21 protein-coding genes are annotated in these 18804 nt (G+C 69.8%); 7 read left to right on the forward strand and 14 right to left on the reverse strand.

Going from position 1 to position 18804, the window contains the following annotated elements; all coding sequences use genetic code 11:
* Positions 1-261: 261 nt before the first annotated feature.
* Positions 262-1497: an MFS transporter gene (locus SAVERM_RS03770; RefSeq protein WP_010982090.1), complete on the reverse strand. Its 1236-nt coding sequence runs from the start codon at positions 1495-1497 to the stop codon at positions 262-264.
* Between the two features lie 54 nt (positions 1498-1551).
* Here SAVERM_RS03770 and SAVERM_RS03775 point away from each other — a divergent pair, with 54 nt between their 5' ends.
* The gene (locus SAVERM_RS03775) at positions 1552-2295 is read left to right on the forward strand and encodes an AraC family transcriptional regulator (protein ID WP_037651234.1); all 744 of its coding nucleotides are present in this window, start codon (positions 1552-1554) and stop codon (positions 2293-2295) included.
* 135 nt (positions 2296-2430) lie between these two features.
* Here SAVERM_RS03775 and SAVERM_RS03780 read toward each other — a convergent pair whose 3' ends face one another.
* Positions 2431-3426 carry an aldo/keto reductase gene (locus tag SAVERM_RS03780; protein WP_010982092.1) on the reverse strand — a complete coding sequence of 332 codons (996 nt, stop codon included), beginning with the start codon at positions 3424-3426 and terminating at the stop codon, positions 2431-2433.
* A gap of 126 nt (positions 3427-3552) precedes the next feature.
* Here SAVERM_RS03780 and SAVERM_RS03785 point away from each other — a divergent pair, with 126 nt between their 5' ends.
* Positions 3553-4413 (forward strand): helix-turn-helix transcriptional regulator, encoded by an 861-nt coding sequence (locus tag SAVERM_RS03785; protein ID WP_010982093.1) that lies wholly within the window; start codon positions 3553-3555, stop codon positions 4411-4413.
* A gap of 55 nt (positions 4414-4468) precedes the next feature.
* On the opposite strand, the gene SAVERM_RS03790 is transcribed toward SAVERM_RS03785, so the two are convergent.
* A complete protein-coding gene (locus tag SAVERM_RS03790; protein WP_037651144.1) occupies positions 4469-4828 on the reverse strand; it encodes a hypothetical protein in 360 nt (119 codons plus the stop codon).
* A gap of 257 nt (positions 4829-5085) precedes the next feature.
* Here SAVERM_RS03790 and SAVERM_RS42640 point away from each other — a divergent pair, with 257 nt between their 5' ends.
* Positions 5086-5226: a hypothetical protein gene (locus SAVERM_RS42640; RefSeq protein WP_154696716.1), complete on the forward strand. Its 141-nt coding sequence runs from the start codon at positions 5086-5088 to the stop codon at positions 5224-5226.
* A 250-nt stretch (positions 5227-5476) separates the two neighbouring features.
* Here the strand turns inward: SAVERM_RS42640 and SAVERM_RS03795 are convergent, their stop codons facing one another.
* From SAVERM_RS03795 to SAVERM_RS03805, 3 genes are all read right to left on the reverse strand, one after another.
* Positions 5477-5803 carry a hypothetical protein gene (locus tag SAVERM_RS03795; RefSeq protein ID WP_244905192.1) on the reverse strand — a complete coding sequence of 109 codons (327 nt, stop codon included), beginning with the start codon at positions 5801-5803 and terminating at the stop codon, positions 5477-5479.
* Between the two features lie 67 nt (positions 5804-5870).
* Positions 5871-7301 (reverse strand): hypothetical protein, encoded by a 1431-nt coding sequence (locus SAVERM_RS03800; protein WP_010982096.1) that lies wholly within the window; start codon positions 7299-7301, stop codon positions 5871-5873.
* Between the two features lie 599 nt (positions 7302-7900).
* On the reverse strand, positions 7901-8809 hold the full coding sequence (locus SAVERM_RS03805) for a GlxA family transcriptional regulator (RefSeq protein WP_010982097.1): 909 nt from the start codon (positions 8807-8809) through the stop codon (positions 7901-7903).
* A gap of 139 nt (positions 8810-8948) precedes the next feature.
* Between SAVERM_RS03805 and SAVERM_RS03810 the strand changes: the two genes are divergently transcribed.
* Complete coding sequence (locus SAVERM_RS03810; protein WP_010982098.1) at positions 8949-9542, forward strand: MBL fold metallo-hydrolase; 594 nt, start codon at positions 8949-8951, stop codon at positions 9540-9542.
* A gap of 34 nt (positions 9543-9576) precedes the next feature.
* Here SAVERM_RS03810 and SAVERM_RS03815 read toward each other — a convergent pair whose 3' ends face one another.
* On the reverse strand, positions 9577-9972 hold the full coding sequence (locus SAVERM_RS03815) for a hypothetical protein (RefSeq protein WP_048894527.1): 396 nt from the start codon (positions 9970-9972) through the stop codon (positions 9577-9579).
* Between the two features lie 625 nt (positions 9973-10597).
* Positions 10598-10972, reverse strand: coding sequence for a hypothetical protein (locus tag SAVERM_RS03820; RefSeq protein ID WP_010982100.1), 375 nt, complete (start codon positions 10970-10972; stop codon positions 10598-10600).
* Between the two features lie 100 nt (positions 10973-11072).
* Between SAVERM_RS03820 and sigJ the strand changes: the two genes are divergently transcribed.
* Positions 11073-11987: an RNA polymerase sigma factor SigJ gene (gene sigJ, locus SAVERM_RS03825; protein WP_010982101.1), complete on the forward strand. Its 915-nt coding sequence runs from the start codon at positions 11073-11075 to the stop codon at positions 11985-11987.
* A 39-nt stretch (positions 11988-12026) separates the two neighbouring features.
* On the forward strand, positions 12027-12803 hold the full coding sequence (locus SAVERM_RS03830) for a class I SAM-dependent methyltransferase (RefSeq protein ID WP_010982102.1): 777 nt from the start codon (positions 12027-12029) through the stop codon (positions 12801-12803).
* A gap of 510 nt (positions 12804-13313) precedes the next feature.
* Here the strand turns inward: SAVERM_RS03830 and SAVERM_RS45265 are convergent.
* The 6 genes from SAVERM_RS45265 to SAVERM_RS03845 all read right to left on the reverse strand — a co-directional run bounded on the left by SAVERM_RS45265 (position 13314) and on the right by SAVERM_RS03845 (position 17947).
* A complete protein-coding gene (locus SAVERM_RS45265) occupies positions 13314-13445 on the reverse strand; it encodes a hypothetical protein (RefSeq protein WP_255253750.1) in 132 nt (43 codons plus the stop codon).
* Positions 13446-14291, reverse strand: a complete 846-nt coding sequence (locus SAVERM_RS03835) for an SDR family NAD(P)-dependent oxidoreductase (protein WP_010982103.1) — start codon at positions 14289-14291, stop codon at positions 13446-13448.
* A 525-nt stretch (positions 14292-14816) separates the two neighbouring features.
* The gene (locus tag SAVERM_RS45800) at positions 14817-15023 is read right to left on the reverse strand and encodes an ATP-binding cassette domain-containing protein (protein WP_078234723.1); all 207 of its coding nucleotides are present in this window, start codon (positions 15021-15023) and stop codon (positions 14817-14819) included.
* Positions 15024-15063: 40 nt separating this feature from the next.
* A complete protein-coding gene (locus SAVERM_RS42645) occupies positions 15064-15219 on the reverse strand; it encodes a hypothetical protein (protein WP_010982104.1) in 156 nt (51 codons plus the stop codon).
* 397 nt (positions 15220-15616) lie between these two features.
* Complete coding sequence (locus SAVERM_RS03840) at positions 15617-17056, reverse strand: dihydrolipoyl dehydrogenase family protein (protein WP_010982105.1); 1440 nt, start codon at positions 17054-17056, stop codon at positions 15617-15619.
* A 420-nt stretch (positions 17057-17476) separates the two neighbouring features.
* Positions 17477-17947: a VOC family protein gene (locus SAVERM_RS03845; RefSeq protein WP_010982106.1), complete on the reverse strand. Its 471-nt coding sequence runs from the start codon at positions 17945-17947 to the stop codon at positions 17477-17479.
* A gap of 244 nt (positions 17948-18191) precedes the next feature.
* Between SAVERM_RS03845 and SAVERM_RS03850 the strand changes: the two genes are divergently transcribed.
* Complete coding sequence (locus tag SAVERM_RS03850; protein ID WP_010982107.1) at positions 18192-18782, forward strand: TetR/AcrR family transcriptional regulator; 591 nt, start codon at positions 18192-18194, stop codon at positions 18780-18782.
* The last annotated feature ends 22 nt before the right edge of the window (positions 18783-18804 follow it).

An 18804-nucleotide genomic window follows, 5' to 3' on the forward strand; every position in this document is an offset into this window, starting at 1 on the left:
GCTCGCCGGCTACGAGTGGATCAAGAAAAACTCCCTGGGAGAGCACCACGATGGCGTTGCAACTGCATTGATGGCGTTGCAACTGCATTGGCAGTACTCGAGCTCGCCGTCGGATGTCGAGTGGCTGGACAGCCAGTGCCAGGACGGCTGGCGCAGAGCGGCGGTCAGCCCCACTCCTGTAGCGGGCAAAGTTCCTGGGCCCCCAAGCCTGGCGGGCCGTTCATCTCGGCGGTGCCGCGGACTGCTGGCGGGGCGGGCTGGTCAGTCGTGATCGGGCCGGGCGTGAGAGAGGGTGGCATCGGTGTCGTCTCCCTTCGGATGTGCCGTAGCCCCGGGCTGCGGCACGATGGGTTCGGGCTGCGGCACGACGGGTTCGGGAAGAGTGCGGAACAACAGCCAGCTCAGTGCGGGCATGAGGATGAGTGGCGACAGGGCGGCCTGGAGGGATGTCGCGTCGGCGAGGCTGCCGATGAGAGGGCTCGCCAGACCGCCGATGCTGACGGTCAGACCGAGTGTGATCCCGCTGGCGGTGCCGACGCGCGAGGGCAGGTAGTCCTGTCCGAGCGTGACCTGCAGCGAGAACGGGACGTACAGGCCGGCCGAGGTCAGTGCCACGCACAGGTACAGGGCCGGCCCGGGTACGAACACCACCCCCGCGACCGATCCGGCTGTGAGCAGGTACGACCAGCGGGCAACGGTGATCCGGTCCCAGCGGTCGGCCAGCGCGCCGCCCAGCACAGAGCCCACCGCGCCGCCCAGGTAGAGCACGAACAGCGCCGCGGTGCCCGCCGCCGTGCTGCCGCCCATGCGCTCCTTGGCGTACAGCGAGATGAAGGTGCTCAGGCCGACGAAGACGATCGACCGGCACACCACGGCCAGCGACAGCTTCACGAACGAAGCTCTGTCGTCGACCCCGGCCCACACAGCCGCACCGGCCCCGGCGGACTGCTGCTGCTCCAGCGCACGCAGCACGGGCAGACACAGCACGGCACCAACGAGCGCCGGCAGCACCAGCAGCGGCGTCAGGCGCAGACCCCCGGTAGCAACAACAGCGGCGACCATGAGCGGGGCCGCCGCAAAGCCGAGGTTGCCGCCCACAGAGAACCAGCCCATCCCACCGTGGCTGCCCCGGCCGGCGATCCGGGCGACCCGCGCGGACTCGGGGTGATAGGCAGCCACTCCGACTCCGGACACCGCCACGAACACGAGGGTCAGCGCGTAGGGGCCACCCACCCCGCTCAGCGCGATACCCAGGCCGCCGAGCAGTGTGCTGACCGGCAGCAGCCAGGGCATCGTCCAGCGGTCGGTGAGGACACCGAACACCGGTTGCACCACCGACGACAGGAGGGAGGCGGCGAGCACGATGCCCGAGACAGCGGCATAGCTGTAGGCGCGTTCGGCGACGAAGAACGGCACCAGGGACGCCACGGCGCCCTGGTAGATGTCGACGCAGGCGTGCCCGACGGACAGCAGGGTGATTGATGTTTTCCTTCGCACCCCGTCATGGTCGGCGCCGGACACCGTGTCGCGCTTCCGATAAACTGCCAGACGATGACGAAAATCCGCCATGAACCGGTCGCGCCGACCCGCACCCAGCGGCTGGCGCCCGGCGCCGCGATAGACCCCCACCGCCACGACGACCACCAGATCGTCTACGCCGGCCGCGGTGTGCTGGCCGTCACCACCAGCGCCGGCTCCTGGGTCGCCCCGGGCACCCGTGCAATCTGGGTACCGGCCGGGACAGTGCACGCCCACCAGGCCCACGGCGAGCTCGAACTGCACCTGGTGGGGCTGCCTGCGGACGAGAACCCGCTCGCCCTGGAGACACCGGCTGTACTCGCGGTGAGCCCACTGTTGCGCGAACTGATCGTCGCCTACACACGCACCCAGGACGACCACAGCCCCGAACGGGCCCGCCTGCGCGCGGTGTTGCTCGACCAGTTGCGGGCCTCGCCCCAGCAGCCACTGCACCTGCCCACACCGACCGCTCCCCTGCTGCAGACCCTGTGCGACATCCTGCGCGCCGATCCGGCCGACAGCCGCACCCTCACCGAACTGGGCCGCGAGATCGGGGCGAGCGACCGTACCCTGTCCCGGTTGTTCCGCAGCGAACTCGGCATGACCTTCCCGCAATGGCGCACCCAACTACGGCTCCACCACGCACTGGTCCTACTGGCCGACAGCACGCCCGTGACCGCAGTTGCGCACCTGTGCGGCTGGTCGTCCGCCAGCGCGTTCATCGATGCCTTCCGCCGCACCTTCGGCCACACACCGGGCGCCCGGCCGAGGGACTGACAGAGCGCAGCCCGCGATCCTTGCCGTGGCCCTGCTCCGCCCAGGCTCACGCTTTGCGGGACAGAACCTCATGGCCCAGGGTGCCGACTTCCCGGCGGAACGCGCGCCGGAGCAAGCCCCGCCGGAGAGCCGGACTCAGTTACCCACGCCGAGGCCGGACATGAACGCGGACGGGTATCGGTCGCCGCGCGCCGCACCCGGCGGGACCGCCTTCTCGATCTCGGCGAGGTCGTCCGCGGTGAGGTTCAGCTCCATCGCGGGCAGCGCCTCGGCCAGCCGCTCGCGGGTGCGAGCGCCGACCAGCGCGACAATGTCCTCGCCCTGTGCGGCAACCCAGGCGAAGGCCAACTGGGCGACGGTGCACCCCTTCGCCTCGGCGACCCGGCGCAGCGCCTCCACGAGGGCGAGGTTGTGTTCCACGTTCTCGCTCGAGAACCGCGGGCTGAAGGCGCGGAAGTCGCCGGGGCCGGCGCTGTGACCGGCGGACCAGTGGCCGGAGATGAGGCCGCGACCGAGGACGCCGTACGCGGTCAGGCCGATGCCGAGCTCCCGCAGCGTGGGCAGGATCTCAGCCTCCACCGCGCGGGACAGAAGCGAGTACTCGATCTGCAGGTCGGCGACCGGGTGTACGGCGTGCGCCCGGCGGATCGTCGCGGCGTCGACCTCCGAGAGGCCGATGTGCCGCACGTACCCGGCGTCGATCATCTCCTTGATCGCGCCCACCGTCTCCTCGATCGGCACCGCCGGGTCCAGCCGGGCGGGACGGTAGATGTCGATGTGGTCGGTGTCCAGCCGGGTCAGCGAGTAGGCCAGCAAGTTCTTCACCGCCTCGGGGCGGCCGTCCTGCCCGCCGAACTCATGACCCGGTCCCCGCAGCTGACCGAACTTGACACTCAGTTGGTAGCTGTCCCGGTCCCGGCCGCGCAGCACCTCGGCGAGCAGCAGCTCGTTGTGGCCCATGCCGTAGAAGTCGCCGGTGTCGATCAGCGTGACACCGGCCTCCAGCGCGGCGTGCACGGTGGCGATACTCTCCGCGCGGTCGGTCGCGCCGTAAGCGCCCGACATGCCCATCGCACCCAGGCCCAGCGCGGAAACGGCCGGGCCGGTGCTGCCCAGGGTTCGTGTCTGCATCGCGTTCTCCTTCGTCGTCGGTCTGGCACCCACCCTGCGCCCGCGCCGCGACGTGCGGGAGCGGAGCGTTCATCATGGGAGAGCCGCTCCCTGGCTCCGCTTGCCCCCGCGAGCGACCATGGGGCCATGCAACGTGACCAACTCGCCGACTTCCTGCGCCACCGCCGCGAGGCGATCAGCCCGGGCGAGGTCGGTATCGCCGACGGCCCCCGCCGCCGCACCGCCGGCCTGCGCCGGGAAGAGGTGGCCACGCTCGCCGGCATGTCGGTGGACTACGTCGTACGCCTCGAGCAGGGACGCAGCAGTCAGCCCTCGACCCAGCTGCTCGGCGCGCTGGCCCGGGCGTTGCGCCTCTCCGACGACGAGCGCGACCACCTGTTCCACCTGGCCGGCCACCGGCCCCCGCCCGCCGACGGGGTGGCCCGCCTGGCTCGCGCCGGCATGATGCGCATGCTCGATCTGCTCGGCGACACCCCGGCCCTGGTGCTGTCCGACCTGGGCGAGGTCCTCGCCCAGAACCGGGCAGCCGTCCTGCTGACGGGCGACCTCACCGGCTTCCTCGGCGACCGGCGCTACGTCGTATACCGCTATTTCACCGACCCCGCCGCCCGCGCCGTCCACCCGCCCGAAGAGCGGGAGTACCACGCCCGCCAGCTCGTGGCCGACCTGCGCGCGGTCGCCGGCCGCCGGTCCGGCGACCCCACGGTCGCCGGACTCGTCGACCGGTTGCAGACCGCGAGCGCCGACTTCCGCCGACTCTGGGCCGAGCACGAGGTGGCGGTCCGGCGCGCCGACCGCAAGACCTTCCAGCACCCGCGGGTGGGCCACCTGGTGATGGACTGCGAGACCCTGGTCACTCCCGACCAGGGTCAGCAACTGCTGGTGCTCACCCCGGCGGACGCCGAGGCCCGCGAGCGGCTGGAGCTGCTGCGGGTACTCGGCATCGAGGAATTCCCCGCGGCGGCGACGGACACGCCCCTACGGTGAAGCGGCCGACCGCGGGTCACCGGCCAAACCCGTCACCCGACCCGTCGGACAGGCCCTAATTCTCGGCCGCCCGCCCGGCCGCCACGTACCCCTGGAGCATCGCGCCGAACTCGTCCGCCGCGATGTCGCAGTCCTGGAACTGCCCGTACAGGTCGATCAGCCGGACGGTCTTGGTGCTGACGCGCTCGGCCGTGGCGGAGGAGGTCGCCAGGGAAAACCCCGACCCCCACTGCTGCGAGTCGGCGTGCCACGCCGCCAGGTACGTCTCGGCGGCCTTGGCGGAGGCGATCCCCAGAAGCAGGGTCTCCACCGCCCGCCGGAGATTCTCGTCTCCGGCGGGCTCCCTGGACGCGACCCAGTCCTCGTCCTCGTCCAGGGCGAACGTCCACACGACCGGGGCGATGGACCCTGTCATCACTTGCCTTTCGGGACGAAGGTCAAGGGCTGGTGGACACTTGGTGCAGCCCTCACTGCGTATTTCCGGCGCATGACGGGTCAGCAAGGGGAGACATTGTCTCGTCTCGGTACGCAGAGGGGGCGGCACGAAGGGGCCTTTTGCTTGGTGATCTGCGTCTCTGGTGGGCCTGGCCAGGGCTCGTTACGGCGAGTTCCAGGCAGAGGTTTAAGGCAAGGATCAGTCAAGTACCGAAGCTTCAGAGCACAGGGGCAACGGTGACTGCCCATGCCGGCGAACCGGAATCGGCGGCCGCGGATTCGCTGGAGGAACGCGTGGAGGAGCTGCAGGATGAGAATGCGCAGCTTCACGATGTGATGTGCTCGCGCGTCGTGGTGGACCAGGTGCTCCGCTCATGATCGCCAGGACAGCCCCTAGTGCTGGACTCCGTGGACGAGGTGCAGGTCGGTGGCGGTGGAGGCCGCCAGGGCGGAGAGTTGCCCCGAGCCGGCCACGGGGGGACGCTGCCCCCGCTGAGGCCGGGCGTACTGCGCGAGCCGCTGCAGCGTACCGCTCCTTGTCGAAGCCGGGTGGCCGGCCACCGGTGCTCCCGGCCCGCAGACGGCCGGCCGCTTGGTCGGCTTCCCGCTGCGGCGGCCGGGCGATGACCTAGAACAGGGCATTCACGCCTTCCTGAATCATCGTCAGGTCTGCTGCGACCGCGGCGGTCGCGTGGACGCCAGGGGCGATGAAGCCAAGCCAGCGTAGGAGGATGTTACGGCGCGGCTCGTCGCGGGCCAGTTCCGTCTGCACCTGTTCGGCGGCCGCGACCAGCTCCGCCCCGTCCTCGTAGTACTCCTCGTTGCGGCGGAGTTCGTCCAGCAACAGGCCGACCGCGGCGCACAGTTCCGTGACGGCCTCGGCGTGTTCGGCCGGCGTCTGAGTGCCCGTCACCGTGGCACGGCCCAAGGCGACCATGCTCTGCTCGATTCGCACATCCCGGCCGGCCTGGATGCCGCTGACGTGCCCCGCCTCCCTACGCGCCCCGTGAGCCGACATCATGTCACCTCTGTTTTACCGGCTGCGGGTTGTTCCACTGGTGGCCGCTGCCTCCGGCACGCACGCTGGAGTCCTTGATAGAGATGTCGCGCCCCGCGAACAGACCGGAGTTGTAGATGGAAGTCTGCCGCTGGATCAGGTCGCTGGAGTCGATGTTGTGGTCCTCCAGGAACTGCACGAGGGCGTCCAGCACACGGTGTTCGATCGTCTTGGCGTACAACTCCCGGTCCAGCGCCTGGAAGTACCGGCAGAAGAGCCAGTCGCTCGCATCCTCCCGGAGACTGAACTCCGCGCCGTAGTCGAAGGACCGCAGGCGGATCCAACGCTCCTGTCGGCGTTGTTCGCGGCGCCTGGCGAACGGCGCACAGAGGTCTCCGAGGATCGCGAAGGGCGCACGGACCAGTAGGATCGGGGTGCGTACCCCGGCCTCGGCAACTAGCTGGCACCACTGCCCGAAGGTGGGTGAATCCAACAGCCTGTCCACGGTCCGGTACTTCTCCCGCACTGGCGCGAGCAGACAGTTGCTGCCCTCGATGAACGCGGTGTCGCGGCCGGACAGCAACGCGCATCTCAAGAACAGGGTACTGACTAGTTCGCCGCTCCAGCCGGTGACCCGGATCGCCAGATAGGGTCGCGCCTGGCCCTTGCCGTCCTCACGCAGCTCGCGCAGGAGTGCGTCCGAAACCTGCGCCCCGGGCGGTCCGGCCAAGTTGCGCAGCACCTCGCCGCGGGTGCGGTCGTCGATTCCGATCAGCAGGTCGGCCCCGTTGACCAGGAGCACATCGGAGATGTCCATGCCCGGCAGCTTGAGGGCCCCGACCCGGGCGGAGATATGGGCGTTGAGCTCGTGGATGGTGAAAGGGATGACCTGCTTGCCTGCCTCGGGACGTCCGGTGTTCAGGGCGAACGACCAGCTTCTGAAGGTCTCCCCGTGCCCGACGAAAGGCTCGAAGCGCGAGGAGACTATGACGTTGCCGCGGTCACGGAGTTCGATGGCCTCAAGGCGTGCGGCATCCCTGACCCCTGGTGGTCGGGGGGCGTACTTCGGATCGAAGTTTTCCCGCTTCAACTTCCGGGAGACGACGCCGTAGTGCACCGAAAGCAACTCGGCGGCCACGACCACCCAGGCCACGAGCAGACCCAGGAGAAGAGATGCCCCGTAAGTGAACGGCAGAGTGACCACCATGACGACCAGCAGGAGGAGGAGTACGACATCCCGCCGCTGCTGGCGAGTGTGGGCGGCCAGGGCGTGTCGCAACACGCAGCCAAGGTCCACGCCGGGCGAGGAAGCGGCGGCACGCCGCGGCTCGTGCACGATCCGGGCGACCGCCTTGCGAGCGAGCCCGATGTCGGTGTGCATCGCGGCGCACAGGTATCGGGTGACGTCGTAGGAGAAGTGAGGGGGTGCCCCCGCCGCGGACGGCGGCTGCGGCATGGGAGGGGGAGAAATCGGCGTACGCGCCGTATCGCGCGCGGGCCGGGCAGGCCAGGTGGGCGGAGGAGGAACGGGTGGGCGGCCGCGAGGTGCGCCGCCGTGTGGGTCGACGGACGGGTTCATCGCTTCTGCCTTAGGGAGTCGTTCAATTGCGCCACATACGCGTTGACATACTGAGCGTGATCGGCAGATCGCCTGAGCGTTGCCCATTTTACTCCGATTTGCACACTCTTTCTCAACTTTGATTCCCGTAAGCCCGGAGGTCACAGGAGACCAAGCGGTGGCTGCGCCGGACGTCCCGCGTCCGGGCGGGTGGTGGTTCGAACGGTGCCGGATTACGACCGCCGGCCGTCCCTCTGGCGCCCCGGCCGACTGGCGTTACCGGCCTCAAGTGCTTACCCAGAAGCCGTTGAACTCGTGACGCGGCTGTACCGGTTCGGTTTCGACACCGTAGACCACAGTCCGCTGAGCGAATCCTGGACCGGTCAGTTCGTGCCGCCGAAGATTGACCGGACAGGGATCCGCGGCTCACCTCGTGGCCGGGTGCCTGTAGGTGGGGAGAGCGGCCTGCTCCGAACGGCGTCGGCTCGCCCGGCTCGCTATGGCGCGTTGGTGAAGGAGCGGCGGTAGGAACGGGGCGGCACACCACGGCGGCGCACGAACTGTTCGCGCAGGACGGCCGCGCTTCCGTATCCGACCCGGTGGGCGATCTCCTCGATCGTCAGGTCCGTGGTTTCCAGGAGTTCCTCGGCGCTGCTCAGTCGCAGGCTCCGGAGCCAGGCGTGCGGGGTGGTGCCGGTCGCGGCGGCGAAGCGGCGGGCGAAGGACCGTTTGCTCATCACGGCGCGTCGGGCCAGTTCCGCGACGGGAAGCGGTTCGTGGAGGTGCTCACGGGCCCAGGCGAGCACCTCGGCGAGACGCTCGTCCTGGCAGTCGTCAGGGACGGGGGAGGTCAGGTACTGGGCCTGACCGCCGTCCCTGTGGGAGGGCAGCACCATGTCGCGGGCGACGGCGTTGGCCATCGCGGCCCCGTACTCCCGCCTCAGCAGATGCAGGCACAGATCGAAGCCCGCGGCGGCTCCCGCACCCGTGGTGATCCGCCCTTCGTCGATGTACAGGGCGTCGGGGTCCACAACGACGTCCGGGTGGCGGCGGGCCAGCAGTTCGGCGAATCGCCAGTGCGTGGTGGCCCGTCGGCCGTCGAGCAGGCCAGCAGCGGCGAGCGCGAAGGTGCCGACGCAGTGGGCCGCGACCAGCGAGCCGCTCTCGTGTGCGGCCGACAGCGCGTCAAGCACAGCGGGACCGGGTGGCGTACGGAAACCGGCCCATGGCAATGCGATCGCCAGATCAGCGGCAGCCAGCCGGTCCAGGCCATGCGCGACCGTGAGCGGCACGCCGAGGTCGGTAGGGACCGGCCCGGGCCGGTCCGCGCACAGCACGAAGTCGAAGCCGGGCAGCCCCTCCCCGTGAGGGCCGAACACCTCGGCAACGATGCCGACGGCGAGCATGCCGACACCAGGGGGAACGTACGCGGCAACGGTCACGAAGGGCGGCACAGGAGCAGTGTGGCACGAATGGCACGAATCCTGCGATGAGAGGCAGCAGTGCCACTCGTCAGTGGCCGACCCGCCCGGAAGGATGGGGGACATGACAGACGCACCGCTCGGCCGCAGCGCCGTGTACACGATCCTCACCACCGGCTACGTCGGCTCCACCGGACCTGGAGTCGCCGCCACCGTCTCCTACGTCGCCGACGGCGGCCGGCATGTGGTCTTCGACCCGGGCATGGTGGCGAGCCGCGACCACATCCTCGGCCCGCTCGCGGAGTTGGGGCTCGGCCCCGACGACATCACCGATGTGGTGCTCAGTCACCACCACCCGGACAACACCATGAACGTGGGCCTGTTCGGACGGGCCACGGTCCACGACCACAAGGTGGAGTACCTGGGCGACCAGTGGAGGAACCGGGACGCGGAGGGCTACGAACTGACCCCGTCGCTGCGGCTGATCCGCACGCCGGGACACAGCCTCGAGGACATCACCCTGCTGGCCGGCACGGACACGGGCGTGGTGGCGTTCGCCGGCGACCTGTGGTGGCACTCGGACGGCCCCGCGGACGACCCGGTAGCCCCGGACCGCGAGGTACTCCGCGCCTCCCGGCTCCGCGTGCTGGCCGCCGCGGACCTGATCGTGCCCGGCCACGGCAGCCCCTTCAAGGCCGACATCACCGCGCCACGCTGACCAGCCTTCGGCGGCAATGAGTCAAGGTTCGCTGTCACAGGGCAGGGGCGCACGGCTCGGTGACGATCGCGAACGAGGTGGTCACCATCAGGACCGCCACGGCCGGAGGCATCGCCGTGTGGGTGGTCTGGCCGTGTGCCATGCCGTTGCGGATCTTGCGGCCGTAGTCGAGGTACTCCGCCTGCCGGGCCGTCAGGACCCCCGCCCCGGCGCCCTGCTCGATGAGCTTCCGCAGCGGCTTCTTGCCGGCGTCCGGGATGCGGTCGCGCAGCACGATCTCCACCGCGATCAGGAAGTGCATGACCGCCACGGCGGAGAACTCGTAGCAGACGTACGAGTGGCGCAGCAGCTCGCGGGCCGTGTGCAGGACCGTCGCCGCGGCCTCGGGTACGCCGTCGGGCACGGGCAGGTCCTCAGCGAGGTCGTGCATGTCGGCGTAACTGTCGACGAAGTGGTGGGCGCTCGTCCGGCACCGGGAACGGCAGCCGCTGGGCGGTGATGCGCGCAGTCCGGCAGTTGCGCCCACCAGGCAACAGCGGCTCTTCCCCGGGGCCGTGGTGACGTTGTGCCGCAGTTGGCCAGTGCTTCCCGAAGCGCGGCTGGTCGTGGACTCGTGTTGCTTGGTCGTTGGCCAGAACGTCGCGCCGTGGCTGGCCAGTCCACAGGCGCTTTGGTCACGCAGCGCACATTGAACGGTCTGCCGCGGAAGGAGCATCGGCTTAGGTCACTGGGTGGGATCATGAGGAGGATGGCCGAGATACCCGCCCTGATCACCGCCCACTGGCCGGTCGCGCCGTCCGGGGAGACCGACTGACTGCTGCAGTTGACCAACGGCTGATCGAGATCCTCGTTCAATACAGGCCAGCGAGAGCGGACACTCGCTGCCTGGGGTACTACAGCCCGTTGATGCTCGGCACCACCGACTTCCGCCCTGGGCCCGTTGAGGCAACTGCTCGATCCGTGCCCGCTGTCATCAGTCAGCGACACACCCGGACCAACGATCGGATAATTCGCAGAAAGCAGCCTGGTTGATCCCGGCGGGCCCGTATCGGACCTTAGCGCCGGGCCAGCGCCAGCACACTCAGACCGAACATCAGGACTCCCAGGGGGAGATGGACCGACGGGACGTGCGCGATGCCGAGCAGGACCTGGACCGAGGCAAGTACGAGGAAACCGGAGGCGTGCCAGACAGGCCGGGGCGAGCCGCCGCCCGGCTTCCACGCCAGCACCGCGGCGAGCACATACAGCATCGACGCCCCGTACATCACACGGGCTCCGACACTGTGCAGCGTCTCTCCGTAGGACGAGGTCAGCAGCAGTCCGGCGGAGACCGCCTGAAGGAAGATGGTCAGGGTCTGCAGGGCGATCGCGATCTGCAGGAACGAGGCGCTGCGCTGTGCGTTCGCTGTCGCCGTCACCTGAGTGGCCATGTCACAGTCCTCTTTTCCGCCCTCGGGCAGTAGATCGATAAGGTCTCACCAGCCCGACGACGCGGGCCTGCGAAAGGTAAGGCGAGGGGGCGGCCGGAAGATGGGGACTGTCGGGAGCACCGATGGGATAGCCGGCGAGCGACACCAACTGATCAATGTCGCTTACCGGTTGCTCGGTTCGGTGACCGAGGCCGAGGACGCGGTACAGGATGCCTACGCACGCTGGTACGCGCTGCCACGAAGTCGGCAGGAGGAGATCCTGTCCCCCGGCGCCTGGCTGACGACGGTGACCAGCCGCATCTGCCTGGACCTGCTCGGCTCGGCGCGGGCCCGTCGTGAACGCTATGTCGGCGCGTGGCTGCCCGAGCCGCTGCCCGACCGCACCGAGAGGGACCGCGCGGGCGGCGCCGGCCCCACCGGCCCTGCGGACCCTGTCGACCAGATCGTCCTGGACGAGTCGGTGGCCATGGCCTTCCTCGTCGTCCTGGAGTCGATGACGCCCGCCGAGCGGGTGGCGTTCGTCCTGCACGACGTTTTCCGGTACCCGTTCGCCGAGATCGCCGACGTTCTCGGCCGGACCCCTGCGGCCTGCAAGCAGCTGGCGGCCTCCGCCCGGCGGCGGGTGAGCGTCGCGCGCACTCCGGTGACGGCGACCGGCCAGGCCGACGTGGTGAGGCACGTCAAAGAGGCATGGGAGACCAAGGACATCGCAGCCCTCGTCGATCTCCTCAACCCGGCCGCCGTGATGACCGCCGACGGCGGCGGCATGGTCGGCACGGTCCTGCGCCCGGTCGAGGGCGGCGCGCGCATCGCCCAGTACATGGTGGCCATTGCCGACAAGGCTCCTGGGCTCGAACTCCTGGAGCGGTCGGTCAACGGTGTGCCGGGCCTGGTGGCCCAGCGCGCCGGCGTCGTCGTGACCGTAGCCTCTTTCGACGTCTCCGACGGGCGCGTCACCCGGATCTGGGCGGTCCGCAACCCGGAGAAACTGCGGCCGTGGGCGCGGGAGGGCTAGAGCCTGTCCGGCGCATCATGTGACTACTAGGCTGCGACGATGGAACGCATAACCGATGTGCCCGAGAGTCCCGCCCAGTCTGCCGATCCGGCCCGGGTGAATGACTACGACAGCTTCGCCGAGGCGTACTCGGCGGAAACCGAGAACAACCTCGTGAACGCGTACTACGCGCGGCCCGCGATGTTAGCCCTCGCCGGAGACGTGGCCGGCCGTCGGATCCTGGACGCCGGCTGCGGCTCGGGCCCCCTGTCCGCTGCACTGCGCGACCGCGGTGCCGTTGTCACCGGCATCGACGCCAGCGCCGGGATGCTGGCGCTGGCCAGGCGGCGGCTCGGTGACGACGTAGCCCTGCACGTGGTCGACCTGAGCGACCGCCTGCCGTTCGACGACGGTGCGTTCGACGACGTGGTCGCGTCGCTGGTGTTGCACTACCTGGAGGACTGGGGGCCGACGCTGGCCGAGTTGCGGCGAGTGCTCAGGCCCGGCGGCCGGCTGATCGCGTCGGTGGACCACCCTTTCGTGGCCTACACGTTCCAGGATCCTCGGCCCGACTACTTTGCGACCACCAGCTATACCTTCGACTGGACGTTCAACGGGCAGTCCGTCCCGATGAAGTTCTGGCGCAAGCCATTGCACGCGATGACCGATGCCTTCACCACCGCCGGTTTCCGCCTTTCCGTCATCAGCGAGCCGCAGCCCGACCCGGCCGCCATTGAGCTGTTCCCCGACGCCTTCCATGACCTTTCGACCAAAACCTGCTTCCTGTTCTTCGTCGTCGAGGTACCGCCGTCGGCTACCGGCTCGGACGACTACTGAGGTTTTCGGTTCGGGGTGACGACCTTGCGGGACCGGGATCAGCCCTCGGAGGTTCGTAGTCGTAGCCCTCCGGTCGCTCCAGCTCTCGGTCTGGTCGTCGACGGTTGCCGGTCGCCGGTCGCCGGTCGCCGGTCGCCGGTCGCCGGGTCGAAACCACGGTCGCGGACGGTCGTTTCGGTGGCTGGATCGTGGCTGGATCCGCGGCGGATTTTCTGTGTTTCCGCTCAAGGGGCAAGCGATAAGTGCGGTGCGCGGACACAGGCACAGGAGGCCGGACATCCGATCTGTCCGGCCCAAGCTGGTGGTGGAAGTCGGCGTCGATGTCGCCCGAGACGCCTGCGGCCGATGGCACCATCCCGCACGCTGGCACCTTGCACGCCCCGACCTCTCCCCCGCCTGACGTCGCCACACTGACACGACACGGCGCGTCGGGCCCCGGCCGGAACCGATCCGCAGACTCCGCCGGCATCTACGCAGTGGTCCCGTGGCGAAGGGCCGCGGGAGCGGGCCTCAGGTCTGGGAAGGCGGTGTGGTGAGGTCGAGGGTGAGCGGGGCGGTGTCGCCGGTGCCCAGCCGGCCGAGCGAGAAGGCCATGGAGGCGCCGACGGTTTCTGGCGTGCGGAAGGACTCCGTAGTGCCCACCTAGAGGAAGTGCTCGCAGATCGCTTCCGGAGTCGGGTCTTCCTTGAAGAGCATGCCGTCTGTGGCCCCCAGGAAGATCCGCCCCACCCGGCGACCGGCCGCGTGGAGCAGCTCCCCGGTGCAGGGCACCCGCTCGTGGGCCAAAAACGCCACCACAGACGCGACATGCCGGGCGGGGAACAGTGACGTGAGGAGGCTGGTCATCTGTTCGTCGCCCTGGACCGCCTCCAGGGACATACGGGTACCGGCGATGGGGACGACCGCGTTGACCTTGATCCCGTGCGCTGCGCCCTCGGCCGCCAGCGAAGTCGTCAGCCCCAGGACGGCGCCCTTGCCCGCGGCGTAGACACTGAGCCCAGTGTCGCCGAACAGCGCATCCGAGCACGTGTTGACGATGCGCCCGTAACCGGATGCGACCATGTGCGGCCAGACCGCACGCAACATGTTCAACGTCCCGCCCACGTGCGTGTCCAGCACCCGGCGGCACTCGTCGTCGGAGAGCTCCGTGAGCGGCCGCAGGATCGAGATCCCCGCGTTGTTGACCACGATGTCCAGCCGCCCCCACTGCTGGTCGGCGGTGGCAACCAGTGCCTGCGCGCCGGCCGTAGTGGAGACGTCGTGAATGTCCGCGACGGCCTCGCCGCCCATCGCGAGGATTTCCTCGGCCACCGCATGCGCGGGCGATGCTGACGACCCACGACCGTCAATCCCGGTTCCCACGTCGTTGACCACCACCCTCGCGCCCCGCGTCGCCAAGAGCATCGCGTGCTCCCGGCCCAGCCCACGCCCAGCACCGGTCACCACCGCTACACGACGGTCGAACATAAGCGGGTCCACCGCGTTCATCGGTCCTCCCCAAGAAATGCCCTACCGGGTCCGCCCGGAAGCGAGCACCCCACCCAAATCGGCCCGTACGTCCGGCACCTGCCCATCGGCCGCGATCCACGCAAGGACACCTGGGATCCCGACCGGAGCGGGCTGCCCCCGCTCACCGTCGTCCCACTCTGGCCCGCACCAAAAGGTCCCGGCAGGGAGCGTGGCGGCCGGACCGACGCACGCGGCCGCACCACCCCTGCCCCCAAACGCTCCGGCGCGCGCCGCTGCGCGAGCGCACGTCAACTGGCTGCGAACCGGCACACAGTAGCGACTTCCCTGGGACACGACGGCCCGGCTCCCCGGGCAGCCTTGCTCCGGATTCAGCGAACCCGCGCGCCTCGCGTCGCGCCGCACTCAAGGGACTGTTCACCGAGCACGGACTGACGGCGTCGTGGGCGCGGTCACCGACGCCCTCCCCCACAGCCCGCTGCCTCGACGCAGCCGTACGCGGCGATGGTGGCGGTGTGCCGACCGTTCAGCAGGACCCGGCCCAAGTCAGGCTCGACCATGCGGTTTGATCAAGCGCAGCAACGTGGTCTTGCCGCATCCGGAGGGGCCCACCAGGACCGCGGTCTCTCCTGACCCGGCCTCGAAGCTGAGGTCGTCCAGAGCCAGGGCCCCGTCGAGGTAGCCCTCGCTCCCCGGTCGAAGCGGATCAACCGCCCTTCCTCGCGCGGGTTCAGGACCGCCGCTTGTGGTCATGGCGCCACGTACACGCCCTCCCGTGAGAGTCGATCGCGCATTACCGATGACCGGGTTCGCCGTAGTGCGCGAACAGCGCCAGCTGATCTTGGATCCAGGGGTTGAACGCCAGCAGCTGGCCCTGTACCCAGGGGTCGGGGCGGTGCTTCGCGACCTGGCCGCCGTCCAGGCTGCGGGTCGTCGTGTCCGCGGTCACGACAACCCGCAGCGCCTAAAGAAGGGCAGGTCCGCCGTCGCAGCCATGGAGCAGCGGACACTGCAAGGAGGAAAGACCATGAAAGAGGATCACCTGAATGTTGACGAATAGGTGGGCGAGGTCCTGAAGGAGCGCTGAGTGTGCGGAATCGTTCCGATTGGCTGGCGCGCCTGTGGCAGGGGGCGTGGGTGGGCCGTTGAAGCCCAGGACTCCCGGATTGCCGGAGCCTTGGACCCCGCCCCGTCTGTGCGACCCGTCTGTGTGACTCGACATCGGGTCGGACTCGTCGACCGAAGAAGACTGCCGGCCACCGGGACAGGAGGATCGCTCCTCACCCGCAGACGACCGAGTCACCCGGCGGAGGTCAGGACCGCCCCGCGTGCCGGCCGGAGCATGCTCAGCCGCGGTAGGTCTCCAGCAGCCGCAGCCAGACTTCGCCGAGGGTGGGGAAGGCGGGGACGGCGTGCCAGAGCCGGTCGAGGGGCACCTCGCCGGCGACCGCGATGGTGGCCGAGTGCACCAGTTCCCCGACTCCGGGGCCGGCGAAGGTGACGCCCACCACGGTGTTGCGGTCGGTGTCGATGAGCATGCGGGCCCGGCCACGGTAGTCGTCGCCGTACTGGTGGGCGCCGGCGACGCGGGCGAGGTCGTAGTCGACGACCTCGATGCGGCGTCCGCTCTGCTCGGCCTCGCGGCTGGTCAGGCCGACGGAGGCGACCTCGGGAGTGGTGAAGACGACCTGGGGGACGGCCGCGTGGTCGGCGGTGGCGACATGCGCGCCCCAGGGGGCGTCGTCGATGGGCTCTCCCTTGGCGCGGGCGCCGATGACGGTGCCGGCGATCCGGGCCTGGTACTTGCCCTGATGCGTCATCAGGGCGCGGCGGTTGACGTCGCCGACGGCGTAGAGCCAGCCGCCGTCGACGCCGGTGACCCGGAAGGTGTCGTCGACGGTCAGCCAGTCGCCGGGGGTGAGACCGACGGTCTCCAGGCCGACGTCGCGGGTCTGCGGGGCGCGGCCGGTCGCCAGCAGGATCTCGTCCGCGGCCAGCTCCCTGCCGTCGGACAGCGTGATCCGCACCTCGCCGTCCTCGCCGCCCTCGCGGGCCATGGAGGTGACGGTGGTGCTGAAGCGGATGTCGACGCCTGCTTCGCGCAGTCCGTCGGCGACCAGTTCGCCGGCGAACGGCTCCATCCGCTCGAGGAGCCCGTTCTCGAGGACCAGCATGGTCACCTGGGAGCCGAGGGCCTGCCAGGCGGTGGCCATCTCGACGGCCACCACACCACCGCCGACGACGGCGAGGCGGTCGGGCACCTTGTCGGCGCTGGTGGCCTCGCGGCTGGTCCAGGGGCGCACGGTGTCGAATCCTGGGATGGGAGGCAGGGCGGCGCGGGTGCCGGTGGAGACGGCGACGGCGTGCCGGGCGGTCAGGGCGATGGTGTCGCCCTCAGAGGTCTGCACGGCCACCTCCTTGCAGCCGGTGAGTCGGCCGTGGCCGCGTATGAGGTCGACGGAGACCGCGTTCAGCCAGTCGGCCTGGTCCTCGTCCTTCCAGTACGAGGACATCATGTCGCGGTGTGCGAGGACCGCCTCGACGTCCAGCGGCCCCGCCACCGCCGGGTCGAGTCCGGGGACGCGGCTCGCGTCGGCACGTGCCACCACCGGCCGCAGCAGCGCCTTGCTCGGGTCGCAGGCCCAGAACGAGCACTCTCCGCCAAGGAGTTCGCGCTCCACGATCACGGCGCTGAGCCCTGCGGCGCGGGCGCGTTCGGCCACGTTCTCGCCGACCGGCCCCCCGCCGATGACGATCACGTCGTAGGTGCGGGCTGTCTCGTTCATCACTGCTGCGTTCCTCACTGCTGCGTTCCTCATTACTTCGTTCCTCACTGTTTCGTTCCTCATTGCTTCCGTGGCTCGGTCGGACACTCCGGCGGCCGCGGCCCATTACCGGCCCTGTTTGCCGTTTCCCGCCGCCGGACGGCCCCGGGCTGCCACGCCGCACGGGGCCGAGGGGGCGGTCGCGGGTTGGGACGGCCCCGGCGGCAAAGCCGTCTCTCGGCCCCGCGGCGCTCACGGCGGCCGCTCGGCCGGGGCGGCCCTGTGGCAGCCGACCGCCGGGCGGCGGAGAGCACCCTGGCGCTCGGCCGGCGGTCCGGTGCCGGCCTTCGGCCCGGGCCGCGAGAACCACTGGGCCGGACCGGCTGCCATCCGGGCCGGACACGGCCCGTTGCAGCCCTTGGACGGCGGCTTGTGCGGTGGTCAGCGGCCTGGCAGGCGCTGCGAGACCTCCTGGAGCACCCAGCCGTTGCCGTCCGGGTCGCTGAAGGTGAGGAAGGAGCCGTAGGAGGCGCGCTCGGGGTGCAGGCCGGCCAGCCGCTCCTGGCCGGGGCCGCGGTGGGTGACGTCCCCGCCCTCGTGGCCGTGGAAGACGCCGCCTGCGTCGTGGAAGATCTCGCTGACCTCGATGCCGCGGCCGGTGAGCTCCGCGCGGGCCTCCTCGATGTCGGAGACGATGAGGTACAGGCCCTGGAACGAGCCGGGTGCGATGGGGGTCATCCCCTCGCCGAAGATGATCGAGCACTCGGAGCCGGGCGGCGTGAAGTGCACGATCCGGAAGTCCTCGTTGGCCGTGTGGTCGACGTCCAGGCGGAATCCGACCTTCTCGTAGAAGGCCTTGGCCCGGTCGATGTCGGAGACGGGCAGCACGATCATTTCGAGCTTCAGATTCATGGGGATGTCCTTGTTTCTTGACGTCGGTGGATTACGCCCAATGCGTCACCGGTTCAACAGGTAGTGGTCACGGCCGGGGCGCGTCGCCGCCTCCCGGCTGTTGCGGCGGACGGCGGTGACGGCCGGAGGGGTGGCTCGTCGGCGGCCCGCGGCGCGGGATAGGCTTATTCGGATCAGCGGTCCACATAAGCGGACCACTGATCCGAATATATGGACCACTGATCCGGATAGTCAAGGGGGGCCGATGCGGGCCGACGCCAGGAAGAACCGCGACCACCTGCTCGCGGTAGCGGGCGCCGCCATCACCGAGCAGGGCGTGGACGTGTCGCTGCGCGACATCGCGCGCAGGGCCGAGGTCGGACTCGCGACGCTGCTGCGTCACTTCCCGACACGCGAGGCGCTGCTCGATGCCCTGCTCCACACGAGCTTCGACGAGCTGACCGCCAAGGCGGGCGCCCTGGAAACGTCCAGCTCGCCCGACGACGCTCTCGTTTCGTGGCTACGCGACTGCGTCGCGTGGACCACCGAGTACCGGGGCGCGGTCGTGCTGATGGCAGCCGCCATCGAGGACACCGAGTCCGCACTCCACGCTTCGTGCGTCACTCTGCGCGCGGCCGGCGCGCGGCTCCTCACCCGTGCCCAGGCCGCGGGCATGGCGCGGACCGACATCGACGGCGCCGACCTGTTCGCGCTGGTGGAGGCGCTCGCCTGGCTCGGCGACCAACCCTCGCTCGCGCCCCGCGCCGATCACCTCTTCGCCGTCGTCGCAGGCGCGATCCTGACCAGCACAGCGAGCAGCGATACCGAGGCAGGAACGCCACCCTCGCACCCGTAGCTGAAACCGCCGCGCACGCCGA

Source organism: Streptomyces avermitilis MA-4680 = NBRC 14893, assembly GCF_000009765.2.
GTDB classification, from domain to species: Bacteria; Actinomycetota; Actinomycetes; order Streptomycetales; family Streptomycetaceae; genus Streptomyces; species Streptomyces avermitilis.

Coding starts and splice junctions, on each gene's coding strand:
- SAVERM_RS03835 (WP_010982103.1), bottom strand. CDS start 14,291: ATGAACGCGGTGGACCCGCTTATGTTCGACCGTCGTGTAGCGGTGGTG.
- SAVERM_RS03805 (WP_010982097.1), bottom strand. CDS start 8,809: ATGCTCGCCGTCGGCATCGTTGCCGAGGTGTTCGGCCCTCACGGGGAG.
- SAVERM_RS03790 (WP_037651144.1), bottom strand. CDS start 4,828: ATGACAGGGTCCATCGCCCCGGTCGTGTGGACGTTCGCCCTGGACGAG.
- SAVERM_RS03815 (WP_048894527.1), bottom strand. CDS start 9,972: ATGCACGACCTCGCTGAGGACCTGCCCGTGCCCGACGGCGTACCCGAG.
- SAVERM_RS03775 (WP_037651234.1), top strand. CDS start 1,552: ATGACGAAAATCCGCCATGAACCGGTCGCGCCGACCCGCACCCAGCGG.
- sigJ (WP_010982101.1), top strand. CDS start 11,073: ATGGGGACTGTCGGGAGCACCGATGGGATAGCCGGCGAGCGACACCAA.
- SAVERM_RS03820 (WP_010982100.1), bottom strand. CDS start 10,972: ATGGCCACTCAGGTGACGGCGACAGCGAACGCACAGCGCAGCGCCTCG.
- SAVERM_RS03800 (WP_010982096.1), bottom strand. CDS start 7,301: ATGCCGCAGCCGCCGTCCGCGGCGGGGGCACCCCCTCACTTCTCCTAC.
- SAVERM_RS03850 (WP_010982107.1), top strand. CDS start 18,192: ATGCGGGCCGACGCCAGGAAGAACCGCGACCACCTGCTCGCGGTAGCG.
- SAVERM_RS45800 (WP_078234723.1), bottom strand. CDS start 15,023: ATGACCACAAGCGGCGGTCCTGAACCCGCGCGAGGAAGGGCGGTTGAT.
- SAVERM_RS03845 (WP_010982106.1), bottom strand. CDS start 17,947: ATGAATCTGAAGCTCGAAATGATCGTGCTGCCCGTCTCCGACATCGAC.
- SAVERM_RS03830 (WP_010982102.1), top strand. CDS start 12,027: ATGGAACGCATAACCGATGTGCCCGAGAGTCCCGCCCAGTCTGCCGAT.
- SAVERM_RS03785 (WP_010982093.1), top strand. CDS start 3,553: ATGCAACGTGACCAACTCGCCGACTTCCTGCGCCACCGCCGCGAGGCG.
- SAVERM_RS03810 (WP_010982098.1), top strand. CDS start 8,949: ATGACAGACGCACCGCTCGGCCGCAGCGCCGTGTACACGATCCTCACC.
- SAVERM_RS03840 (WP_010982105.1), bottom strand. CDS start 17,056: ATGAACGAGACAGCCCGCACCTACGACGTGATCGTCATCGGCGGGGGG.
- SAVERM_RS03780 (WP_010982092.1), bottom strand. CDS start 3,426: ATGCAGACACGAACCCTGGGCAGCACCGGCCCGGCCGTTTCCGCGCTG.